This is a genomic window from Allobosea sp. RCC_152_1 (assembly GCF_041360765.1).
Classification (GTDB): Bacteria; Pseudomonadota; Alphaproteobacteria; order Rhizobiales; family Beijerinckiaceae; genus Allobosea; species Allobosea spartocytisi.
This window is the reverse complement of record NZ_JBFUPU010000002.1, coordinates 12,628-31,542: the sequence shown is the minus strand read 5'-3', so window position 1 is coordinate 31,542 and position 18,915 is coordinate 12,628. Positions and strand designations below refer to the sequence as shown.

General features: G+C 67.6%; 12 protein-coding genes. 4 read left to right on the top strand and 8 right to left on the bottom strand.

Annotated features, from left to right (window positions below):
- The first annotated feature begins 69 nt into the window (after nucleotides 1–69).
- On the top strand, nucleotides 70–1,530 hold the full coding sequence (locus AB6806_RS06435) for an SNF2-related protein (protein ID WP_370954325.1): 1,461 nt from the start codon (nucleotides 70–72) through the stop codon (nucleotides 1,528–1,530).
- 207 nt (nucleotides 1,531–1,737) lie between these two features.
- Here AB6806_RS06435 and malQ read toward each other — a convergent pair whose 3' ends face one another.
- Nucleotides 1,738–3,801: a 4-alpha-glucanotransferase gene (gene malQ, locus AB6806_RS06430; protein ID WP_370954324.1), complete on the bottom strand. Its 2,064-nt coding sequence runs from the start codon at nucleotides 3,799–3,801 to the stop codon at nucleotides 1,738–1,740.
- Between the two features lie 60 nt (nucleotides 3,802–3,861).
- On the bottom strand, nucleotides 3,862–6,072 hold the full coding sequence (gene glgB / locus AB6806_RS06425) for a 1,4-alpha-glucan branching protein GlgB (RefSeq protein WP_370954323.1): 2,211 nt from the start codon (nucleotides 6,070–6,072) through the stop codon (nucleotides 3,862–3,864).
- A 187-nt stretch (nucleotides 6,073–6,259) separates the two neighbouring features.
- Here glgB and AB6806_RS06420 point away from each other — a divergent pair, with 187 nt between their 5' ends.
- Nucleotides 6,260–6,538: a DUF2934 domain-containing protein gene (locus AB6806_RS06420; RefSeq protein WP_370954322.1), complete on the top strand. Its 279-nt coding sequence runs from the start codon at nucleotides 6,260–6,262 to the stop codon at nucleotides 6,536–6,538.
- Nucleotides 6,539–6,697: 159 nt separating this feature from the next.
- On the opposite strand, the gene glgA is transcribed toward AB6806_RS06420, so the two are convergent.
- Entirely contained in the window at nucleotides 6,698–8,227 is a 1,530-nt protein-coding gene (gene glgA, locus AB6806_RS06415; RefSeq protein WP_142021852.1) for a glycogen synthase GlgA, read from the bottom strand.
- Between the two features lie 210 nt (nucleotides 8,228–8,437).
- On the opposite strand from glgA, the gene glgX (AB6806_RS06410) reads away from it, so the two are divergent.
- The gene (glgX, locus tag AB6806_RS06410; protein WP_370954321.1) at nucleotides 8,438–10,525 is read left to right on the top strand and encodes a glycogen debranching protein GlgX; all 2,088 of its coding nucleotides are present in this window, start codon (nucleotides 8,438–8,440) and stop codon (nucleotides 10,523–10,525) included.
- A 224-nt stretch (nucleotides 10,526–10,749) separates the two neighbouring features.
- On the opposite strand, the gene glgX (AB6806_RS06405) is transcribed toward glgX (AB6806_RS06410), so the two are convergent.
- The 5 genes from glgX (AB6806_RS06405) to uraH form a co-directional block, all read right to left on the bottom strand.
- The gene (gene glgX, locus AB6806_RS06405) at nucleotides 10,750–12,690 is read right to left on the bottom strand and encodes a glycogen debranching protein GlgX (RefSeq protein WP_370954320.1); all 1,941 of its coding nucleotides are present in this window, start codon (nucleotides 12,688–12,690) and stop codon (nucleotides 10,750–10,752) included.
- A gap of 124 nt (nucleotides 12,691–12,814) precedes the next feature.
- Nucleotides 12,815–15,292 (bottom strand): glycogen/starch/alpha-glucan phosphorylase, encoded by a 2,478-nt coding sequence (locus tag AB6806_RS06400; RefSeq protein WP_142021855.1) that lies wholly within the window; start codon nucleotides 15,290–15,292, stop codon nucleotides 12,815–12,817.
- Between the two features lie 127 nt (nucleotides 15,293–15,419).
- A complete protein-coding gene (locus AB6806_RS06395; protein ID WP_112764038.1) occupies nucleotides 15,420–15,599 on the bottom strand; it encodes a hypothetical protein in 180 nt (59 codons plus the stop codon).
- A gap of 72 nt (nucleotides 15,600–15,671) precedes the next feature.
- On the bottom strand, nucleotides 15,672–17,093 hold the full coding sequence (gene puuE, locus AB6806_RS06390) for an allantoinase PuuE (RefSeq protein ID WP_142021856.1): 1,422 nt from the start codon (nucleotides 17,091–17,093) through the stop codon (nucleotides 15,672–15,674).
- 79 nt (nucleotides 17,094–17,172) lie between these two features.
- Nucleotides 17,173–17,526 carry a hydroxyisourate hydrolase gene (uraH, locus tag AB6806_RS06385; RefSeq protein WP_112764057.1) on the bottom strand — a complete coding sequence of 118 codons (354 nt, stop codon included), beginning with the start codon at nucleotides 17,524–17,526 and terminating at the stop codon, nucleotides 17,173–17,175.
- 136 nt (nucleotides 17,527–17,662) lie between these two features.
- Here uraH and AB6806_RS06380 point away from each other — a divergent pair, with 136 nt between their 5' ends.
- Nucleotides 17,663–18,901: a urate hydroxylase PuuD gene (locus tag AB6806_RS06380; protein ID WP_142021857.1), complete on the top strand. Its 1,239-nt coding sequence runs from the start codon at nucleotides 17,663–17,665 to the stop codon at nucleotides 18,899–18,901.
- The last annotated feature ends 14 nt before the right edge of the window (nucleotides 18,902–18,915 follow it).

Sequence of the window (18,915 nt, the reverse complement as noted above, 5' to 3'; positions counted from 1 at the left end):
CCGGATTCGAGGCCGGCACAGTGCCGGTGGACGCCGGCTTTCGCCAGTGCCAAGAGAGCGGGATGCGCCATGCCGGACGATCAGGGCATCTGTGGCGCCGTCTGCCGGAACCACGCTTCGTCGCCCATGACCTTCATCCCCCATCCGCATCAGCTCGTCGCGCGCGACGCCATCCTGGCCGCACGGGCGAAGGGGGCGGCCGGCTTCCTGCTCGGCGACCTCACCGGGCTCGGCAAGACGCTCTCGGCCTGGCTCGCGCTCTCGGCCATGCCGGAGGAGGAGATCCTGGTGATCTGCCCGAAGGGGGCGATCCCGCAATGGCGGCGCACCATCGCGCTGTCCGGCCTGCCGGCGAAGCGGGTGACGCTGATGAATTTCGAGAAGACGAAGTCGCTGCTCGCCCCGCCGGCGGACAGCAAGAAGCGCTCGACGCGGGCGAAGAACAACGAGCTGGCGAAGCTTGGCACGCCCAAGCGCATCTGGCCGCTCGTGGTAATCGACGAGGCACACCGCATCCGCAACCCGTATTCGCAGCAGGGGCTGGTCTGCCGGCAGATGGCGGCAGCCGCCGATTTCACGATCTATATGAGCGCGACCGCCGGCCAGTCGCCGCATGAGCTCTCCTATCTCTCAGCCCTGCTGGCCAAGGCTGCGGGCATGCCATCAGCCGATCTCGATGGTTTTCGCGCGCTGATGAAGCGATTGAAGATCGGCCGGGCCAAGGGGCGCTGGAAGAACTGGAGCTGGGAGCCGAACGAGGCCGACCGCAAGGTGATGGCCGATCTGCTCTATCGCGGCGCGAACGCCATCGGCCTGCGCCGCCGGCCCGAGGAGATCGCCGGCTGGCCGGAGGTGCAGCGGGAGCTTGCGCCGGTCGCGCTGGATGCGCCGTCCCGCAAGCTCTACGAGGCGACCTGGCGCGAATTCCGCAAGGAGCTCGGGCTTGCCGGCGGCTCGACGCGCAAGCCGCAGGGCTGGGCCGCCGATCTGCGCTTCCGCCAGAAGGGAAGCCTGCTGCGCATCGCCGGCACGGCCGATTTCTGCGAGGATTTGCTGGGGAATGACGAGCAGGTCGCGATCTCCGTCGCCTTCCTCGAGACCAGCGCGATGCTTGCGGAAACCCTGCGCGGGCGCGGCTGGCGTACGGCTGAAATCAACGGCGAGCATTCCGGCGCGCAGAACGAGGAGACCCGCATCGCCTTCCAGACCGGGCAGCTCGACGCGGTAATCTTCACCGTGACCGAGTCGATCTCGCTGCATCGCGGCGAGATGCCGGGCGGCGAGCGCGAGCGGGCGCTGGTGATCCACGACATGCGCCACAGCGCGATCCAGCTCCAGCAGATCGAGGGGCGCTGCCACCGCGACGGCCAGCACGCGACGATCTTCTACGCCTATGCCGAGGATACGGTGGAGGAGGCCGTCGCCGCGACGGTGATCCAGCGCATGGCGGCGATGGAAGGTCTCGCCGGTGACGACACGCGGATGCTCGAGGCGATCGCGGAGATCGTCGAGGGGCGGGCGGCTGCTTGAGAGTTTGCCAGCAAGGGCGCGGGAAACCCCTCTCCCGAGTGGGAGAGGGGCAGGGGTGAGGGACCGCCGCTGCAATCATGCGTGAGAACGCCTCGCCTCACGCAGCGGATATCGCTCGCTTTACTGCTGCTACGGCAGGCCCTCACCCAACCCTCTCCCACTCGGGAGAGGGCTCCCGCGCTTCAGGCGGCAGCGCGTGCGGGGCTATCAGGCGTCCCCGCGCTCCGGCCCGAGATGGGCCAGCCGCCGCCGCACCTTCGCGTCATCCAGCAAAGCATCCGCATCGCCTTCCAGCCGATGCCGCCAGTTCGGCTTTTCGGTGATGGTGCCGGGCACGTTGGGCTGGGTCCTGATGCCGAGCGCGTCTTCCATCGGCAGGATCTTCAGGGTGCAGGGTGTGGCGGCGACGTAGCGGATCGCGGCGTCGACGACCGGGTCGGTGTTGTCCGGCTCCGGCCGCTCGCCCTCGACGAGCCCTGCATTCTGGAACGAGCCCCAGAGCAGGCCGCGATCCCAGGCGCGAATGCCCTGATGGTCGACGCCGTCATCGACCGGGTCGATGTCGGAGCCGGCCCACCAGCCGGCGGTTGGCACGAGGTCGTGGGTGCTGGTCAGCGCGACCGCGCCGGCGTCCCATTCCTGCGGCGGGACATAGCCGTGATCGGTGCGCTCGAAGCGCAGCACGCGCAGGCCCGCGACTCCCTGCTCGTGCAGGTAATCGCGGAAGCCATAGGGCAGCGTGCCGAGATCCTCGCCGATGACGATGGCGCGGTGGCGCCAGGATTCGAGCGCGATCAGCCGGAACAGCGTCTCGGAGGGGAAGCCGACATAGGCGCCTTCCAGCGCGCTCGCGCCCTCCGGCACCAGCCAGAGCCGGCTCATCCCCATGACATGGTCGATGCGGATGCCGCCGACATAGCGCAGGCTCGCCCGCAGCGTCTCGATGAAGGGCGCATAGCCGGTGGCGGCGAGGCCGCGTGGCGAGAAGGTCGTCAGCGCCCAGTTCTGCCCCTCTGCGGCGTAGTAGTCGGGCGGGGCGCCGATGCTGAGCCCATGCAGGATGTCATCCGGCCGGCTCCAGGCATGGCTGCCGGCACCGTCCATGCCGATGGCGAGATCGGCGATCAGCCCGACCTTCATGCCGGCCTCGCGGCAGGCGCGCTGGGCTTCTCCATAGGAGCGGCCGGTGAGCCATTGCAGGAAGACCTGATAGGCGATCTCGTCGGCATGCTCGGCCGCGAAGGCCGCAACCTCGGGGTTGTCGGGGTGGCGATAGGCGGGCTGCCATTCGCGCCAGCTTTTGACGGTCGGATCGCGCGTCAATTCGATGGCATGCAGCGCCTCGAAGATCGCGTGGCCTCGCAGCAGCGGAGAGGCCTCGGCGAGATGGCGCTCGAAATCGGCGCGGGCGGCCTCGGTTCCGCTTGCAGCGGGATCGCGCAAGGCGTCGAACAGGGCGCGCAACAGCGCCTGCCGGGCCGGCGTGGCGGAAAGCCAGTCGATCTGCGGCAGGGCGGAGAGGCGAGCCATCTCCTCCGCCAGCCCTTGTCGCGCGATGACGTCCCGGATCAGTGCGTCCGGCAATGCAGCGGCCGGGTCGGCATGGAGCGGGTTGTAGAACAGCCGCGTCGAGGGCGAATAGGGGCTGAACAAAGCGGGCAGGGCGCCATAGAGAGCGTGGACGGGGCTGATCGCCAGCGCATCGGCCCCGCGGGCCGCAGCAGTGCGGCCGAGCGCGGCGACGCCGCCGAAATGGCCGATGCCGCCATCCTCCGCGCTGCGCAGGGAATAGATCTGGGCGGCGAGGCCCCAGCCCGTCCTGCCATCGTTCAGATCGGCGAAGGTGATGCAGCGTTCCGGCGCGGTCGCGACGGTGAAGTCGCCCTCAGCGGCGTGCACGGTGTGATAGCCGGGTTCGTCGAAGGGCGGCAGGGTCAGGGCGCCCTCATAGCCTTCGATCGTCGTCACGACGCGGCGGGCCCCGCTTTCGAGCGTCACCTCGACGGATTGTCCCGGCTCGCCCCTGAGCGGCAGGCCGACCGGCTGGCCGATGCGCGCGGTGGTGAAGCGGGAGCCCAGGCCCATGGAGCCGCCTTCGGCGAGCGAAAGCGAATTGCGCAACGCTTCGTCATTGTCGGCCGGCAGGCCGAGCGCGGCGAGGATGGCGCGCAGACTCTCGGGCGAAACCTGACGCTGCGCGCCGGTCTGGTCCGTCCATTCAGGCGCGATGCCGGCGCGGGTTGCAAGCTGGCGCAGGATGTCGTCGCTCATCGTGCGCTCCACACGAGGTCTGTCATCGGAACCGGGCCGCCATGAGAAATCCAGCCACCACTAGCCGCCGGCACTTCCATGCTCCAGCACGATCAGCGCCAGCGGCGGCAGGGTCAGCGAGAGCGATTGCCGCTGGCCGTGGGCGGGGATCGCTTGCGCACGCGCCTGCCCGCCATTGCCCAGGCCCGAGCCGGCATAGATGTCCGCGTCGCTGTTCAGCCGCTCGCGCCAGAGGCCGGCGGTGGGAACGCCGATGCGATAGTCGTGGCGCGGCACCGGCGTCATGTTGGCGACGACCATGAGCGGCGGTTTGCCGTCGCCGGCCGAGCGGGTGAAGGCGAAGACGGAATTGGCGTTGTCGTCGGCGATGACCCAGCCGAAGCCTTCCGGCTCATGGTCGAGCCGGTAGAGCGCCGGCGTCGCGCGGTAGAGCGCGTTGAGATCGCGGACGAGCTGCATGGCGCCGCGCCGGCGGGTGTCGCCATCATCCGGCCAGGGGAAGGGGGCATCGACATTCCATTCCTGCTCGGCGCCGAACTCGCAGCCCATGAACAAAAGCTTCTTGCCGGGATGGCTCCACATCAGCGCGAGGCACAGGCGCAGATTGGCGAAGCGCTGCCAGTCGTCGCCCGGCATGCGCGCCAGCAGCGAGCCTTTGCCGTGCACGACCTCGTCATGCGAGATCGGCAGTACGAAATTCTCCGAGAAGGCATAGATCAGTCCGAAGGTGACATCGTCGCCATGGTGGCCGCGATGGATCGGGTCACGCGCGAAATAGCGCAGCGTGTCATGCATCCAGCCCATGTTCCATTTGAAGTGGAAGCCGAGCCCGCCCAGGTGGACCGGGGTGGTGACGCCCGGCCAGGCGGTCGATTCCTCGGCGATGGTAACGGCGCCGCGCCCGCGGCCGCCGACCAGAGTGTTCAGCTCCTGGAAGAACGAGACCGCTTCGAGATTCTCGCGCCCGCCATACTGGTTGGGCACCCATTCGCCGGGCTCGCGGCTGTAGTCGCGGTAGAGCATCGAGGCGACGGCATCGACGCGCAGCCCGTCGAGATGGAAGGTCTCTACCCACCATAGCGCCGAGGCGATCAGGAAGCCGCGCACCTCGCGCCGGCCGACATTGTAGATCAGCGTGTTCCAGTCGCGGTGAAAACCCTGGCGCGGGTCCTCGTGCTCGTAGAGGGCGGTGCCGTCGAAACGGGCGAGACCGTGGTCGTCCGAGGGGAAATGCGCCGGCACCCAGTCGAGGATGACGCCGATGCCGGCGGCATGGCAGCGATCGACGAAGCGGGCGAAAGCCTCGGGCGGGCCGAGCCGCGCGGTCGGCGCGAAGAGGCCGAGCGGCTGGTAGCCCCAGGAGCCGCCGAAAGGATGCTCGGTGATCGGCATCAGCTCGACATGGCTGAAACCCATGTACCGGAGATAGGGGATCAGGCGCTCGCTCGCCTCGTCCCAGCTGCCCATCTGGCCCCATTCGCTGCGCAGCCATGAGCCGACATGGACCTCATAGGCCGCCATCGGCTCGTTGACCGGGTTGGCGCGCTCGCGCCGCGCCAGCCATTCGGCATCGCTCCAAGCGAAGTCCGGCGCGGCGGCGACGATCGAGCCGGTGCGCGGCGGCTCCTCCTGCCGGCGGCTGAGCGGGTCGGCCTTCCAGGGAAGGGGCTCGCCATGCGGGCCGGCGATCGCATATTTGTAGACCGCGCCGGGGCCGATGCCGGGGACGAAGAGCTCCCAGATGCCCGGGCCGAGGCGCCGGCGCATCGGGTGATGGCGGGCGTCCCAGCCGTTGAAGTCGCCGACGACGGAGATATGCGAGGCATTCGGCGCCCAGACGGCGAAGAGCACGCCCTCGATACCGTCGAAGACACGGGGATTGGCGCCGAGGCGGGTCGCGAGGTCGAAATGCCGGCCTTCGGCGAAGAGATAGATATCCTCCTCGGAAAGCAGCAGGCCGAAGGCATAGGGATCGGCCGCCTCGATGATGCCGTCCGGCCAGGACACGCGCAGCCGGTAGGGCTCGTCGGCCGGGCACAAGGCCTCGAAGAGCCCGTTGCCCTCGGCGATCATGGCCACGGCCTTGCGCGTATCGCCCTCGCCGGTGACGAGTTCGACGTAATGGGCGCCGGGCAGGAAGGCGCGCACCACGCTCTCATCGCCGACACGGTGCCGGCCGAGCACGGCGAAGGGGTCGGGATGGCGCGCCTCCTCCAGCAGGAGGATATCGTGCGGGGGAAGCGACGGAAAATGGACGCGAGACTGGGGCATCAGGGGCGGTCGAACCGGTTCGGTGTGGACTCCACGGCGCTCGCGGAATCGGTCATGATGCAACGCAGCAGAGGCGCTTTCCGTTCCGGCCGCAAGATGCTGCCCGCGACGCTCATTCTCGCACGGAACCAAGTGTTTGCAGCCCGGTTGTTTCCCCGGGTTTCAGCCTGGTGCAGGGAGAATGTCGATGAGCCGCGAGCAGATCGTCAGGGATACCGCCTACGCCATCTGGGAGGCGGAGGGACGCCCCGACGGACGCGACGGCGAACATTGGCGCCTTGCCGAGGAACGTGTCGCGGCGAGTCTCAAGGAACCGGCACCCAAGGGCGGGATCCCCAAGCCGAAAGCGCCGGTGAAGGGCAAGGTCGAGGCCGGCGCGGCCAAGACCGCTCCGAAAGTCGCTGTTGCGAAGGCCGCCGCTCCGCTCAAGGCGGCAGCGACCAAGGCGGCGCCCAAGAAACGCTGAGATCCCACCGAACAACGCGGTTATCCCGGGCTTGACCCGGGGTCCGTGCCTGAGCTTGTCCGAACGGGGTTCAGGCATGGGTCCCAGCCCTGATTCCAGCTCTCCGCGTCGCTGCGTCCGGGACGATACCCGCTTCCAGCGCCAGGGTACCAGCCCCGCTCAAGCGGCCAGCGCCCGCGCATAGACATCGGCATAGCGGAAGGTGGGGCGGCGCCAGTCGAAGCGCTTGGCCATGGCGTGCTCGCGCATCTGCCGGAAGGCCCGCTTGGTGCGGAAGGCGTCGAAGGCGCGCACCACCGCCGAGGTCAGGCCCTGGCCGGTCAGCGACGAGAACAGGAAGCCGGAGAGACCATCCTCGATGGTGTCGACGAGGCCGCCGGTGCGATAGGCGATCGGCAGGGCGCCGGAGCGCTGGGCATACATCTGGCTCAGGCCGCAGGGCTCGAAGCGCGAGGGCATCAGCAGGAAATCGCTGGCGGCGAAAAGCCGGCGCGCCTCACCGTCGTCGAAGCCGATGCGGGCGGCGACGGCGCGCGGATATTGCCGTGCCAGCCGTTCGACCGCCTCCTCCAGCCGGGGCTCGCCGCGGCCGGTGACGATGAGCTGGCCGCCGCTGGCGACGATGCTCTCGGCCGCCTCGAGCGAGAGGTCGATGCCCTTCTGGTGGACGAGGCGCGAGACGATCGAGAAGAGCGGGCCGCGCGAATCCGGCAATTCGAAGGTCTTGCGGATCTCGGCGGCGTTGCGCCGCTTCCACTGGCGGACGATCTGCTCGGAGGTCTTGCCGCCTTCGATCAGCGCGTTCCAGCTATCGTCGATGCCATTCACGATACCGGTGAGCCGGCCTTCGTCCATCCGGGTTTTCAGCAGCCCTTCGAGGCCGCAGCCATGCTCGGGCGTGGTGATCTCGTGGGCATAGGTCTCGCTGACGGTGGTGACGTGCGAGCCGTAATAGATGCCGCTCTTCAGGAACGAGATCTTGCCGTGGAACTCGGCGCCGTTGACGTTGAAAGCGAGGTCGGGAATGCCGAGCGCGGCCATGCGCTGCGGCTGGTAGAGCCCCTGATAGGCGAGGTTGTGGATCGTCAGGATCGAGGGCGTCGCCAGGCCCTTCCAGCGCATATAGCCGGGCGCCAGGGACGAGGGCCAGTCATTGACGTGGATGATGTCGGGCTTCCAGTTGGGATCGGCCTCGCCGGCGGCGATCTCGGCCGCCGCCAGCGAGAGCCGGCCGAAGCGGAGGTCGTTGTCGCCGAAGTCTCCGCCGGCGAAGGGGCCGTAGGGAGAGCCTTCGCGGTCATAGAGTTCGTCGCAGAGCACGGCGTAGATCGTCAGCCCGTCTGCCGTCGCGAAGCGCCCGAGCGACCAGGGCGGCAGGCTCGCGGTGCGCGGCATCTGGCGGACGATGTCCATCGCCGGCCTTGCGGCACGCACCTGTCGGAAACCGGGGAGCAGCACGCGGACATCGCAGAAGGCGCGCAATTGGCGGGGCAAAGCGGTCGAAACCTCGCCGAGGCCGCCGGCCTTGATGAAGTCGCCCATTTCGGAGGTGACGAACAGCAGCTTGGTGGTCGCCGGGATCGGCGAGGAGCGCTCGGCCGGGTCGTCCTTGACGACGGCGGCGTAGATCAAGGCGTGGCCGGATGTCGAGGAGACAGTGTCGGTCTCAACCAGCTTCAGATCCGCCATCGTCACGTCCTCGGCACATCGCCCGTCAAGAACAGATCACAAAGGTTAAGGTTCCAGGGTGCACTGCAAAATAAAGAAGCAAGATCGGGGCCGGTTCGCCGGAACCGCGCCAGGGGCGGGACGTTGCAACCTCCGCGACAGAATGGCGGAGCGATATGACAGGGCCGTTGCGGACGCCGCATCGCCTGCCGATGAGAAGAGGCGGGTGGCATGGTGGATAAACAGGCGCAGGCGTTGAGGATCGAAGCCGGCCGGGCTTCCGAGCTCGGCGCCGTCCATGACGGGGAGGGCACGAATTTCGCGCTGTTCTCCGCCTATGCGGAAAGGGTCGAGCTCTGCCTCTTCGACGAGAGCGGGGCGACCGAGACGGCGCGGATCACGCTGCCGGAATATACCGACGAGATCTTCCACGGCTATCTGCCGGGCGTGAAGCCGGGCCAGCGCTATGGCTACCGCGTTCATGGCCGCTTCGCGCCCGAGGAAGGCCACCGCTTCAACCCGAACAAGCTGCTGCTGGACCCCTACGCCAAGGAGTTCTCGGGCGCGCTCGCCTGGGACGACGCCCATTACGGCTATGAGGTGGCGGCGAAGCTCGACAAGGACCTCACCTTCAGCACGCTCGACAGCGCGCCCTTCATGCCGAAATGCGTGGTCTGCGACTGGAGCGCCGATCCGAAGGCCCCGGCGAAGCCGATGGTGCCCTGGGATCGCACGATCTTCTACGAGACGCATGTGCGCGGCTTCACCAAGCTGCACCCGGCCGTTCCGGAGGCCAGGCGCGGCACCTTCGACGGGCTCGGCGAGAAGGCGGTCGTCGACTATATCAGGAGCCTCGGCGTCACCTCCGTCGAGCTCCTGCCGGTGCAGGCCTATCTCGACGACCATCATCTCGTCGCCAGGAAGCTCTCCAACTACTGGGGCTACAACACGATCGGCTTCTTCGCGCCGATGCAGCGCTATGAGGGCCGGGCCGGGCTCGCCTCCTTCCGCGACATGGTGCGCCGCTTCCACGATGCCGGCATCGAGGTGATCCTCGACGTGGTCTACAACCACACGGCCGAGGGCAACGAACTGGGGCCGACGCTCTCCTTCAAGGGCATCGACAACTTCTCCTACTATCGCACCATCGCCGGCAAGCCGCGCTATTACGTCAACGACACCGGCACCGGGAACACGGTCAATACCAGCCATCCGCGCGTGCTGCAGATGGTGATGGATTCGCTGCGCTATTGGGCCGAGGCGATGGAGGTCGACGGCTTCCGCTTCGATCTCGGCACGATCCTGGGGCGCGAACCGGAAGGGTTCGATCCGCGCGGCGGTTTCTTCGACGCGATGGGGCAGGACCCGGTGCTGAGCAAGCTCAAGCTGATCGGCGAGCCCTGGGATATCGGGCCGGGAGGCTATCAGGTCGGCGGCTTTCCGCCGGGCTGGGCCGAATGGAACGACAAGTACCGCGACACGCTGCGCGCCTATTGGAAAGGCGAGGAGGGGCTGGTGCGCGATCTCGCCGCGCGCGTCACAGGCTCGGGCGACATCTATGACGAGCGCGGGCGGCGGCCCTGGGCGAGCGTCAATTTCGTCACCGCCCATGACGGCTTCACGCTCGCCGATCTCGTTTCCTACAACGACAAGCACAATGCGGCGAATGGCGAGGACAACAAGGACGGCCACGGCCACAACCTGTCCTTCAACTACGGCGCCGAGGGACCGACGCAGGACAAGGGCATCATCGCCGTGCGCGAGCGCCAGAAGCGCAACCTGCTCGCCTCGCTCCTGCTCTCGCATGGCACGCCGATGATCCTCGCCGGCGACGAGCACGGCCACTCCAACCGAGGCAACAACAATGTCTATGCGCAGGACAATGAAACCGCCTGGCTGCGCTGGGAGGAATTGACGAAGCGGGACGAGGCGCTGGCCACGTTCGTCACGCGTGTCATCGCGCTGAGGACCGAGCACCCGATCTTCCGCCGCGCCTCCTACCGCGACGGCTGCGTGCTGCGCTGGGTCAATCCCGGCGGCGGCGACCAGCAGGAAGAGGAATGGGACGATCCCGGCCTGCGCGCCATCGGGCTCTTGATGCACATGCCCGACGTGGAGGAGGGCGGCGACGAAGCGCTCATTCTTTTCAACAGCTTCGACGGAGAGGTTGTCTTCCGGATTCCGCCGCGGGTGAAGGCCGGTTCATGGGCTGTCGTCCTTGACACCGAGACCGGGCCGGACTCAGACGAGGGCCGCAAGGGGCTGAAGGCGGAGCAGGAGATCACGCTCTCGCCGCGATCGCTGATCGTGCTGATGTGAGGCCGCTTCCGGCGCAGGCGGCCCCGGGCGTCATGAAGGTGACATGAAGGCGCCGGAGCCGCGACGCTTTTCCCTTCTCCCGGATGGGAGAAGGTGGCGCGGAGCGCCGGATGAGGGCCTGCGCTTGCCGTTGAAGGCGCGACGGAACCGTCGCATTTTGGCGATGGGCGGCGGTCCCTCACCCCGGCTCTTCTCCCATCCGAGAGGGGTTTCCAGCGCTCTTTCTATGATGGTCTGGGGAGTCGCCAGAGGCTGACACTACGGAGCGGTAGTTCGCTGCCAACGCCATCGGTCGATGTGAACAGCTTTTCCCAACCCTCCCCGGGGAGCGCCAGCGGCACGCCCTCCCGCCCTCGGTTGACCGCGACCAGCAGGCTTTCCTCGGTCCCGTTCAGCTGCAGGCAGAAAGCATCGAGGCCGTTCCAGTCGCCATCGCCGATCCGGCTGCCATCCGGTTTCAGCCAGAGCGCGTCGGGCGGCTCGCCGGCGCCGGTGAGGAAGCTGTCGGCGGTCAGCAAGGGATGCTCGCGGCGCAGTTTCGCGAGCGCCGCGACGAAGCCGATCAGCGCATCGTCCGCCCTCTCCCAATCGAGCCAAAAGCCAGCATTATCCTGGGCATAGGCGTTGTTGTTGCCATGCTGAGTCCGGCCGAATTCGTCGCCGGCCGTCAGCATGGGAATGCTGCGCGAGAGGAAAAGCGTCGCCAGCAGGGCGCGGATATCGCGGTTGCGGGCCTCCGTGACGGCCGGATCGCGGCTCGCTCCCTCGATGCCGTTGTTCCAGCTATGGCTGTCATTGTCGCCGTCGCGATTGTCCTCGCCATTGGCCTCGTTGTGCTTGGCCGCGTAGCTGACGAGATCGGCCAGGGTGAAGCCGTCATGGGCGGCGAGGAAGTTGACGCCCGCATCGGGGCCGCGATGCCTGATGGCGAAGAGATCGGAGGAGCCGGAAAGCCGGGTCGCAAGCGCGCCCGCCATGCCGGCATCGCCGCGCCAGAAGCGGCGGACATCGTCGCGGTAGCGGCCATTCCATTCGGCAAAGGGGGCGGGGAAATGGCCGAGCTGATAGCCGCCGGGGCCGATGTCCCAGGGCTCGGCGATCAGGATGCTCCGCGACAGATCGGGGTCCTGCAGGATGGCGGCGAAGAGCGGAGCGTCCTGGGAGAAGCCCGTCTCCGTCCGGCCCATCACGGTGCCGAGGTCGAAGCGGAAGCCGGCGACGCCGAGGGCGCGCCAGTGGCGCAGCGCATCCATCGCCATCCGGACGACCGGGGCGCGGTCGAGCGCGACCGTATGGCCGCAGCCGGTGTCGTTGACGAGCTTGCCGGGATCGTCGGCAGCGTGGCGATAATAGACCGCATTGTCGAGCCCGCGCAGGCCGATGGTCGCGCCGTATTCGTCGCTCTCGGCGGTGTGGTTCAGCACGACATCGAGGATCACGCCGATACCGGCCTGCGCATAGGCGTCGCAGAGCCGGCGCAAATCCGCCCCGCCGCCGGGGGCGAGGCGAGGATCGGGCGCGAAGAAATTGACCGGGTTGTAGCCCCAGGCATTGGCGAGGCCGAGCGGCGGGAGATGGCGTTCGTCCATCCAGGCGGCGATCGGCATCAGCTCGACATGGCCAGCGCCGAGCCGGTGGAGATGGGCGATGATGGCCGGCTCCATCAGGGCCGCGAGCGTGCCGCGCAGGCGCTCCGGCACGGCCGGATGGCGCATGGTGAAGGATCTGATGGCGAGTTCGTAGATGAGGCGAGGCGGCTCGCTTCCGCTGCCCTCGAGACGCCCTTCCTCTGGATGAGGGCTGGGACGGCCGGCAACGATGCAGCGCGGTACCAGATCGGCCGTCTCCTCGCCATGCCGCGCCAGTTGCGGATCCCAGAGGAAAGCCCGGTCGAGCAGCGTGGCATAGGGATCGACCAGCAGCTTCGAGGGATCGAAGCGGTGGCCCTGCTCCGGCTGCCAGGGACCTTCGACGCGCAAGCCATAGCGCAGGCCCGCGCCGGCACCGGGCAGGAAGCCGTGGTGGATGTCGCCGCTGCGGCAAGGCAGCGGCAGGCGGGCGATTTCGGTGTCCCCGGTCTCGTCGAAAAGGCAGAGGAGGACGCGCTCGCCGTTACGCGAGAAGACGGCGAAGGTGACGCCGCCTTCGGAGACAGTCGCGCCCATGTGGGCGGGCAGCGGGCAACGGAGGATGCTGGGGTTCGTCATTCTCGGGCGGAGCGCAGCGCAGACCCGAGAATCTCTGGCAAGAGATGCCCGGGGCAAGCCCGAGCATGACGCGCCGCGGCGATCATTCTGCTGTCTGGGCGGGCAGGCCCACCGGCACATTCCAGATCCGCTCGGCATATTCTCGAATGGCGCGATCGGCGCTGAACCAGGCGCAATGGGCCGTGTTCGTCACCGACATGCGCCACCACGTCGCCGGATCGGCCCAGAGGCCGTCCACATGGCGCTGCGCCTGCCGGTAGCTCTCGAAATCGTTCAGCACCATGAACCAGTCATTGGCGCGCAGGCCATCGACGAGGCCCTGGTAGCGCCCGCGCTCGCGGGGCGAGTAGGCGCCGCCCGCAACGGCGTCGAGCACGCCTTCCAGATGCGGGGTCGCGGCGATGACCTCGGCGGTCGGGCGCGGATTGCGCTTGGCGGCCTCGACCTGTTCGGCCGTCATGCCGAAGATGACGATGTTGTCCGCGCCGACGCGCTCGCCGATCTCGATATTGGCGCCGTCGAGCGTGCCGATGGTGACGGCGCCGTTGAGCGCGAACTTCATGTTGCCGGTGCCCGACGCCTCCATGCCGGCGGTGGAGATCTGCTCCGAGAGGTCGGCGGCGGGGATGATGACCTCTGCCAGGCTGACATTGTAGTTCGGCAGGAAGACCACCTTCAGCCGGTCGCGGGTGGTGATGTCGTTGTTCACCACGGCCGCGACGTCGTTGATCAAATTGATGATCGACTTGGCCGTGGCGTAGTTCGAGGCCGCCTTGCCGGCGAAGATCTTCACGCGCGGCGCCCAGTCGCGATAGGGCTCGGAGCGGATGGCGTCGTAGAGCGCGATCGTCTCGAGGATGTTGAGGAGCTGGCGCTTGTATTCGTGGATGCGCTTGATCTGGACGTCGAAGAGCGCGTCGGGGTCTACGGTGACACCGCAATCCTGACGGATGATCTTCGCGAGCTTCAGCTTGTTCTCGCGGCGGATGGCCATCAGGCGTTCGTGGACGGCCTTGTCGCTGGCATGGGCGCCGAAGCGGCGGATCAGCCCGATATCGTCGAGGACCGCCTCGCCGCAGGTCTCCTTCAGCAGCTTCGTCAGTCCCGGATTGGCGTTGAACAGCCAGCGGCGCGGCGTGATGCCGTTGGTGACGTTGGTGATGCGGTCCGGGAAGATCCGGTGGAGCGGGGCGAAGACCGTCTCCTTCATCAGGTTGGAATGCAGCGCCGAGACGCCGTTGACCTTGTGCGAGCCGACGAAGGCGAGATGGGCCATGCGCACGCGCCGGCCATGGGACTCGTCGATGAGCGAGAGCGTCGCCAGGTCGGCATCCGGTTGCTCGCGCCGCACGCCGTCGAGGAAGCGGGCATTGATGCCGAAGATGATCTGCATGTGGCGTGGCAGCAGCCGCTCCATCAGCGCGACCGGCCAGGTCTCCAGCGCCTCCGGCAGCAGCGTGTGGTTGGTGTAGGAGATCGTCGCGTTGGTGACCTCCCAGGCCTGCTCCCAATCCATCTTGTGCTGGTCGATCAGCAGGCGCATCAGCTCGGCGACGGCCAGCGATGGATGGGTGTCGTTGAGCTGGATCGCGACCTTGTCGGCGAGGTCGTCGAGCCGGCCGAACTGGCGGTAGTGCCGGCGCACGAGATCCTGCAGCGAGGCCGAGGTGAAGAAGAATTCCTGCCGCAGGCGCAGTTCCTGCCCGGTCGGCGTGGAATCGTTGGGATAGAGCACCTTGGAGATCGCCTCGGCGCGATTGCGCTCGGCGACGGCGCCGATCAGGTCGCCCTGGTTGAAGGCGTCGAGCGAGAGCGGGTGCATGGCGCGCGCGCGCCAGAGCCTGAGCGTCGTGGCTTCCCGCCCGCGCCAGCCGACGATCGGCGTGTCATAAGCGACGGCGAAGACCGTCTCCTCCGGCGCCCAGAAGATCTCGCCCGGCTTGTCCGTGCCGGTGACGGAACCGCCGAAGCCGATCTTGTAGGCGCTCTCGCGCCGCTCGAACTCCCAGGGATTGCGGAAGGAGAGCCAGTCCTCGGGCACCTCGATCTGCTTGCCGCCGTCGATGCGCTGCTTGAACAGGCCGTGGTCGTAGCGGATGCCGTAGCCCAGCGCCGGCACGCCGGTCGAGGCCATCGCCTCCATGTAGCAGGCGGCGAGCCGGCCGAGACCGCCATTGCCGAGCGCGGCGTCGGGCTCGATCGTCTCGATCTCGTTGAGGTCGACGCCGAGCTCGCGCATCGCCTGCGCGAACGGGCCGGTGAGGCCGAGATTGTTCAGCGTATCGGCGAAGGAGCGGCCGATCAGGAATTCGAGCGAGAGGTAATAGACCCGCTTGCGGCCGGTGTCGTAGCTCTCCCGGGTGGAATGCTGCCAGACGTCGACGACGTGATCGCGCGCCGCCAGGATGCCCGCCGTCAGCCAGTCATGCGGCTGGGCGACCGCCGGATCCTTGCCGAGCGAATAGGCGAGCTTGCGCAGGATCTCGGCCTTGAGCCGCTCGACCTGATCGTCCGGCTCGAAATGGACGGCTGGCTGCGGGCTGGTGGCGGTCTCGGTCACGCGCGGTCTTCCCTGGCTGTTTCGAGCGCCGGGAGTGTCAGGGGATTGCCGGCGGGTGTCCAGCCGAATTTGCCGCAGTGCGGTATGAAGCTGCCGCACGGCCCCGCGTGCTGGTTTTGGGCGCCGGTCAATTACCGCCCGGGCGGGCGTCGTCACGGACACGCCCGCCAAGCTGTTTTGCGCCCTCGACCGAGGAATCCGTCAGCCTGACGATGCTGTTCCAGGCTTCGCGCGTATAGACACCCTGATGAACGACGGCGTCGTAGCCGACGACCAGGACGATGATCACCAGAAGCAGGCGGAACACGAAACTCTCCTCTCGATACCGCGCTATCAACGCGATGGTGGAGGGGAGGGTTCCGCCGTGCCACGAGCGGGATCAGCGCGGCAGCAGATCCTTCAGCCGCAGCAGGGAGATCGTCTCGACCTGTCCCAATGCGGTCGCGAACTCCTGTTCGCGCGTGTTTTTGAGGCGCGTCTCGAAGGCGTCGAGGATCGCGGCCTTGCTCGCGCCCTTCACCGCCATGATGAAGGGAATACCGAAGCGGGCCTTGTAAGCCTCGTTGAGCGCGGTGAAGCGCACGCGCTCGTCGCCGGTCAGACGGTCGAGGCCGGCGGAGGCCTGCTCGCCGGTGGATTCCGGCGTCAGTTCGCCGGCTGCCGCCAGCTTGCCGGCCAGATCGGGATGGGCGGCAAGCAGCGCCTTCTGCTGTTCCGGCCCGGCCTTGCGCATGATGGCGGTCATCGCGGCGTGCAGCCCTTCGGCCGTGTCCTGCGCGGGGCCGATCCCGGCATCGTAGGTCGCTTCGGCGATCCAGGGTGAGTGCTCCCAGACGCGGCCGAAAACCTCGATGAAGAGCGCTTTCGGTAGCTTCGAGGGCACATAGCCACCCGCTGGGGGATGCGTCCTGACCCAGTGGCGGGCAATGTCGAGCCTTGTCGCCACCCAAACCCTGTCATGGCTCTTCACATAGTCGAGGAAGCGGGCGAGCGCAGCGGCGCGGCCCGGCCTGCCGACGAGGCGGCAATGCAGCCCGACCGACATCATCTTCGGCGCGGTCTCGCCTTCGGCATAGAGCGTGTCGAACGAGTCTTTCAGATAGGCGAAGAACTGGTCGCCGCTGTTGAAGCCCTGCGGCGTGGCGAAGCGCATGTCGTTGGCGTCGAGCGTGTAGGGCACGGCGAGCTGCGGACCCTTCGGACCGGAGAGCCAATAGGGCAATTCGTCGGCATAGACGTCGGCCGTGTAGAGGAAGCCGCCTTCCTCCATCGTCAGCGGAATCGTGTTCTGCGAGGTGCGGCCCTGGTAGCAGCCGAGCGGGCGTTCGCCGGTCAAGTCGGTCTGGATTCGGATGGCCTCGAGGATGTCGGCGCGCTCGCGCTCCCGCGGCACGTCGCGATAGTCGATCCATTTCAGGCCGTGGGTCGCGATCTCCCAGCCGGCCTCCTGCATCGAGCCGACGATCTCGGGATAACGTGCCAAGGCGCTGGCGACCGCGAAGACCGTCACGGGCATATTCCGCTCGGTGAACATCCGCCACAGCCGCCAATAGCCGGCGCGGGAGCCGTATTCGTAGATCGACTCCATGTTCATGTGGCGCTGGCCCGGCCAGGGCGCCGCGCCGACGATCTCGGAGAGGAAGGCTTCGGAGGCCGCGTCCCCGTGCAGGATGTTGTTCTCGCCGCCTTCCTCGTAGTTGACGACGAACTGGACGGCGATGCGGGCCTCGCCCGGCCAATGCGGATGCGGGGCGTCGCGGCCGTAGCCCTTGAGGTCGCGCGGATAGGCGGTGTCGGTCATCGGAAAGGTGCTCGCAAACTGATTCAGCTGAGGATCCTAAGTGGCGGCGTCATCGCGTCAAAGCGCGGCCCACGCGGTCTCAGCTTCCCCGATAGGTGGTGTAGCCATAAGGCGAGGCGAGGAGCGGGACATGGTAGTGCCGCGTCACCTCCGAGAGGCCGAAGCGGACGGTGACGACATCGAGGAAGGCCGGCTCCGGCAGCGTGACGCCGCGCTCGCGGAAATAAGGGCCGATGGCGAAGTCGATCTCGTAGATGCCGGGCCGCGTCGCCTCCGGCGTCAGGAGCGGAGCGTCGGTGCGGCCATCCGCATTGGTGACCGTTTCGGTGAGTGTCTCGGCGCCCTCCGGTCCGATGCGGCGCAACGAGACCGCGACGCCGGCGGCGGGGCGCCCGCCATGCGTATCCAGGATGTGCGTCGTCAGCCCTGCCATGTCCGGCCTTTCCATCGCCTTGCGTTTCCCGGTCAGCAACTTGCATGCCGACCGCGCTCAACCGTAATTTGCCCTGGGGCGAAGTCCAACGGCGCGTGGCGCCGTTCCCGCCCCTGAACGAGGACAGCGACCCGCGATGCTCAGCGCCTATCTGATGGAATGGGGCAGCATGATGCTGCGCTGGCTCCACGTCATCACGGCGATCGCCTGGATCGGCTCCTCCTTCTTCTTCATCCATCTCGATGCCAGCTTGCGGCCGGCGCCGGATATCCCGCCGGGCACGGGTGGCCGCGCCTGGCAGGTCCATGGCGGCGGCTTCTACGAGATGCGCAAATACATGGTCGCGCCGGCCGTGATGCCGGCGGAGCTGACCTGGCACAAATGGCAGAGCTACTGGACCTGGATCTCGGGCTTCTTCCTGCTGGTCTGGGTGTATTACGCCCAGTCCGAGCTCTACCTGATCGATCCGGCGGTGATGCAGCTCTCGCCCCTGGCGGCGGGCGCGATCGGCATCGCGGCGCTGGCGGGGGGCTGGCTGATCTATGACTGGATGTGCCGCTCGCCGCTCGGGAAGCACGACGTCTGGCTGGGGCTGATCGGCTTCGGCTATGTCGTGGCGGCGAGCTGGGCCTTCGCCAACGTCTTCTCCGGGCGCGGCGCGCTGATCCATACCGGCGCGCTGATGGCGACGATCATGACCGCCAATGTCTTCTTCAACATCATGCCCGGCCAGCGGAAGGTGATCGCGGCGCTGACCGCCGGCGAAAAGCCCGATCCGAAATACGGCAAGGCCGCCAAGCAGCGCTCGACGCACAACAACTACATCACCCTGCCGGTGCTGTTCCTGATGCTGTCGAACCATTATCCGGTGACCTATGCCAATGCGGCGGCGATCCCGCTGCTGGTGGCGCTGGTGATCGTGGCCGGCGCGCTGATCCGGCATTTCTTCAACCTCCGCCATGCCGACCACGCGAAATCGCCCTGGTGGTGCTGGGCCGTGGCGATCCTGGCGCTCTGGCTCGCCTTCTGGGTGGCGATGGCGGCCTCGCCCGGCGGGCGCGAGCAGCTCGGCCTGAAGCCGGGCGAGCCGGGCAGGCCTGTGCTGCTGGCGGGGATGGCGCTGCCGCCGACGGAGGTGACCAACATCGTCACCGGGCGCTGTGCGATGTGCCATGCGCCGGAGCCGTCCTGGCCCGGCATCCAGATCGCGCCGAAGGGCGTGCTGCTCGACGGTCCCGAGCAGATCGCCATCCATGCCCGCGCCATCAGGTCGCAGGCGGTGATGACCCATGCGATGCCGCCCAACAACCTCTCCGGCATGACGGCAGGCGAGCGGCGGGTTCTGGCCGCCTGGCTCGCCGAAAAACCACGCTGAGACGGTTTCGGCGG

What these genes read in the sequence shown, in the direction of transcription:
- glgA (WP_142021852.1), bottom strand. Translation starts at nt 8,227, where the DNA reads ATGGCGGATCTGAAGCTGGTTGAGACCGACACTGTCTCCTCGACATCC.
- glgX (WP_370954320.1), bottom strand. Translation starts at nt 12,690, where the DNA reads ATGGGCGCGACTGTCTCCGAAGGCGGCGTCACCTTCGCCGTCTTCTCG.
- uraH (WP_112764057.1), bottom strand. Translation starts at nt 17,526, where the DNA reads ATGGCAGGGCTGACGACGCACATCCTGGATACGCATGGCGGGCGCCCC.
- AB6806_RS06435 (WP_370954325.1), top strand. Translation starts at nt 70, where the DNA reads ATGCCGGACGATCAGGGCATCTGTGGCGCCGTCTGCCGGAACCACGCT.
- AB6806_RS06380 (WP_142021857.1), top strand. Translation starts at nt 17,663, where the DNA reads ATGCTCAGCGCCTATCTGATGGAATGGGGCAGCATGATGCTGCGCTGG.
- glgB (WP_370954323.1), bottom strand. Translation starts at nt 6,072, where the DNA reads ATGCCCCAGTCTCGCGTCCATTTTCCGTCGCTTCCCCCGCACGATATC.
- AB6806_RS06420 (WP_370954322.1), top strand. Translation starts at nt 6,260, where the DNA reads ATGAGCCGCGAGCAGATCGTCAGGGATACCGCCTACGCCATCTGGGAG.
- malQ (WP_370954324.1), bottom strand. Translation starts at nt 3,801, where the DNA reads ATGAGCGACGACATCCTGCGCCAGCTTGCAACCCGCGCCGGCATCGCG.
- puuE (WP_142021856.1), bottom strand. Translation starts at nt 17,093, where the DNA reads ATGACCGACACCGCCTATCCGCGCGACCTCAAGGGCTACGGCCGCGAC.
- glgX (WP_370954321.1), top strand. Translation starts at nt 8,438, where the DNA reads ATGGTGGATAAACAGGCGCAGGCGTTGAGGATCGAAGCCGGCCGGGCT.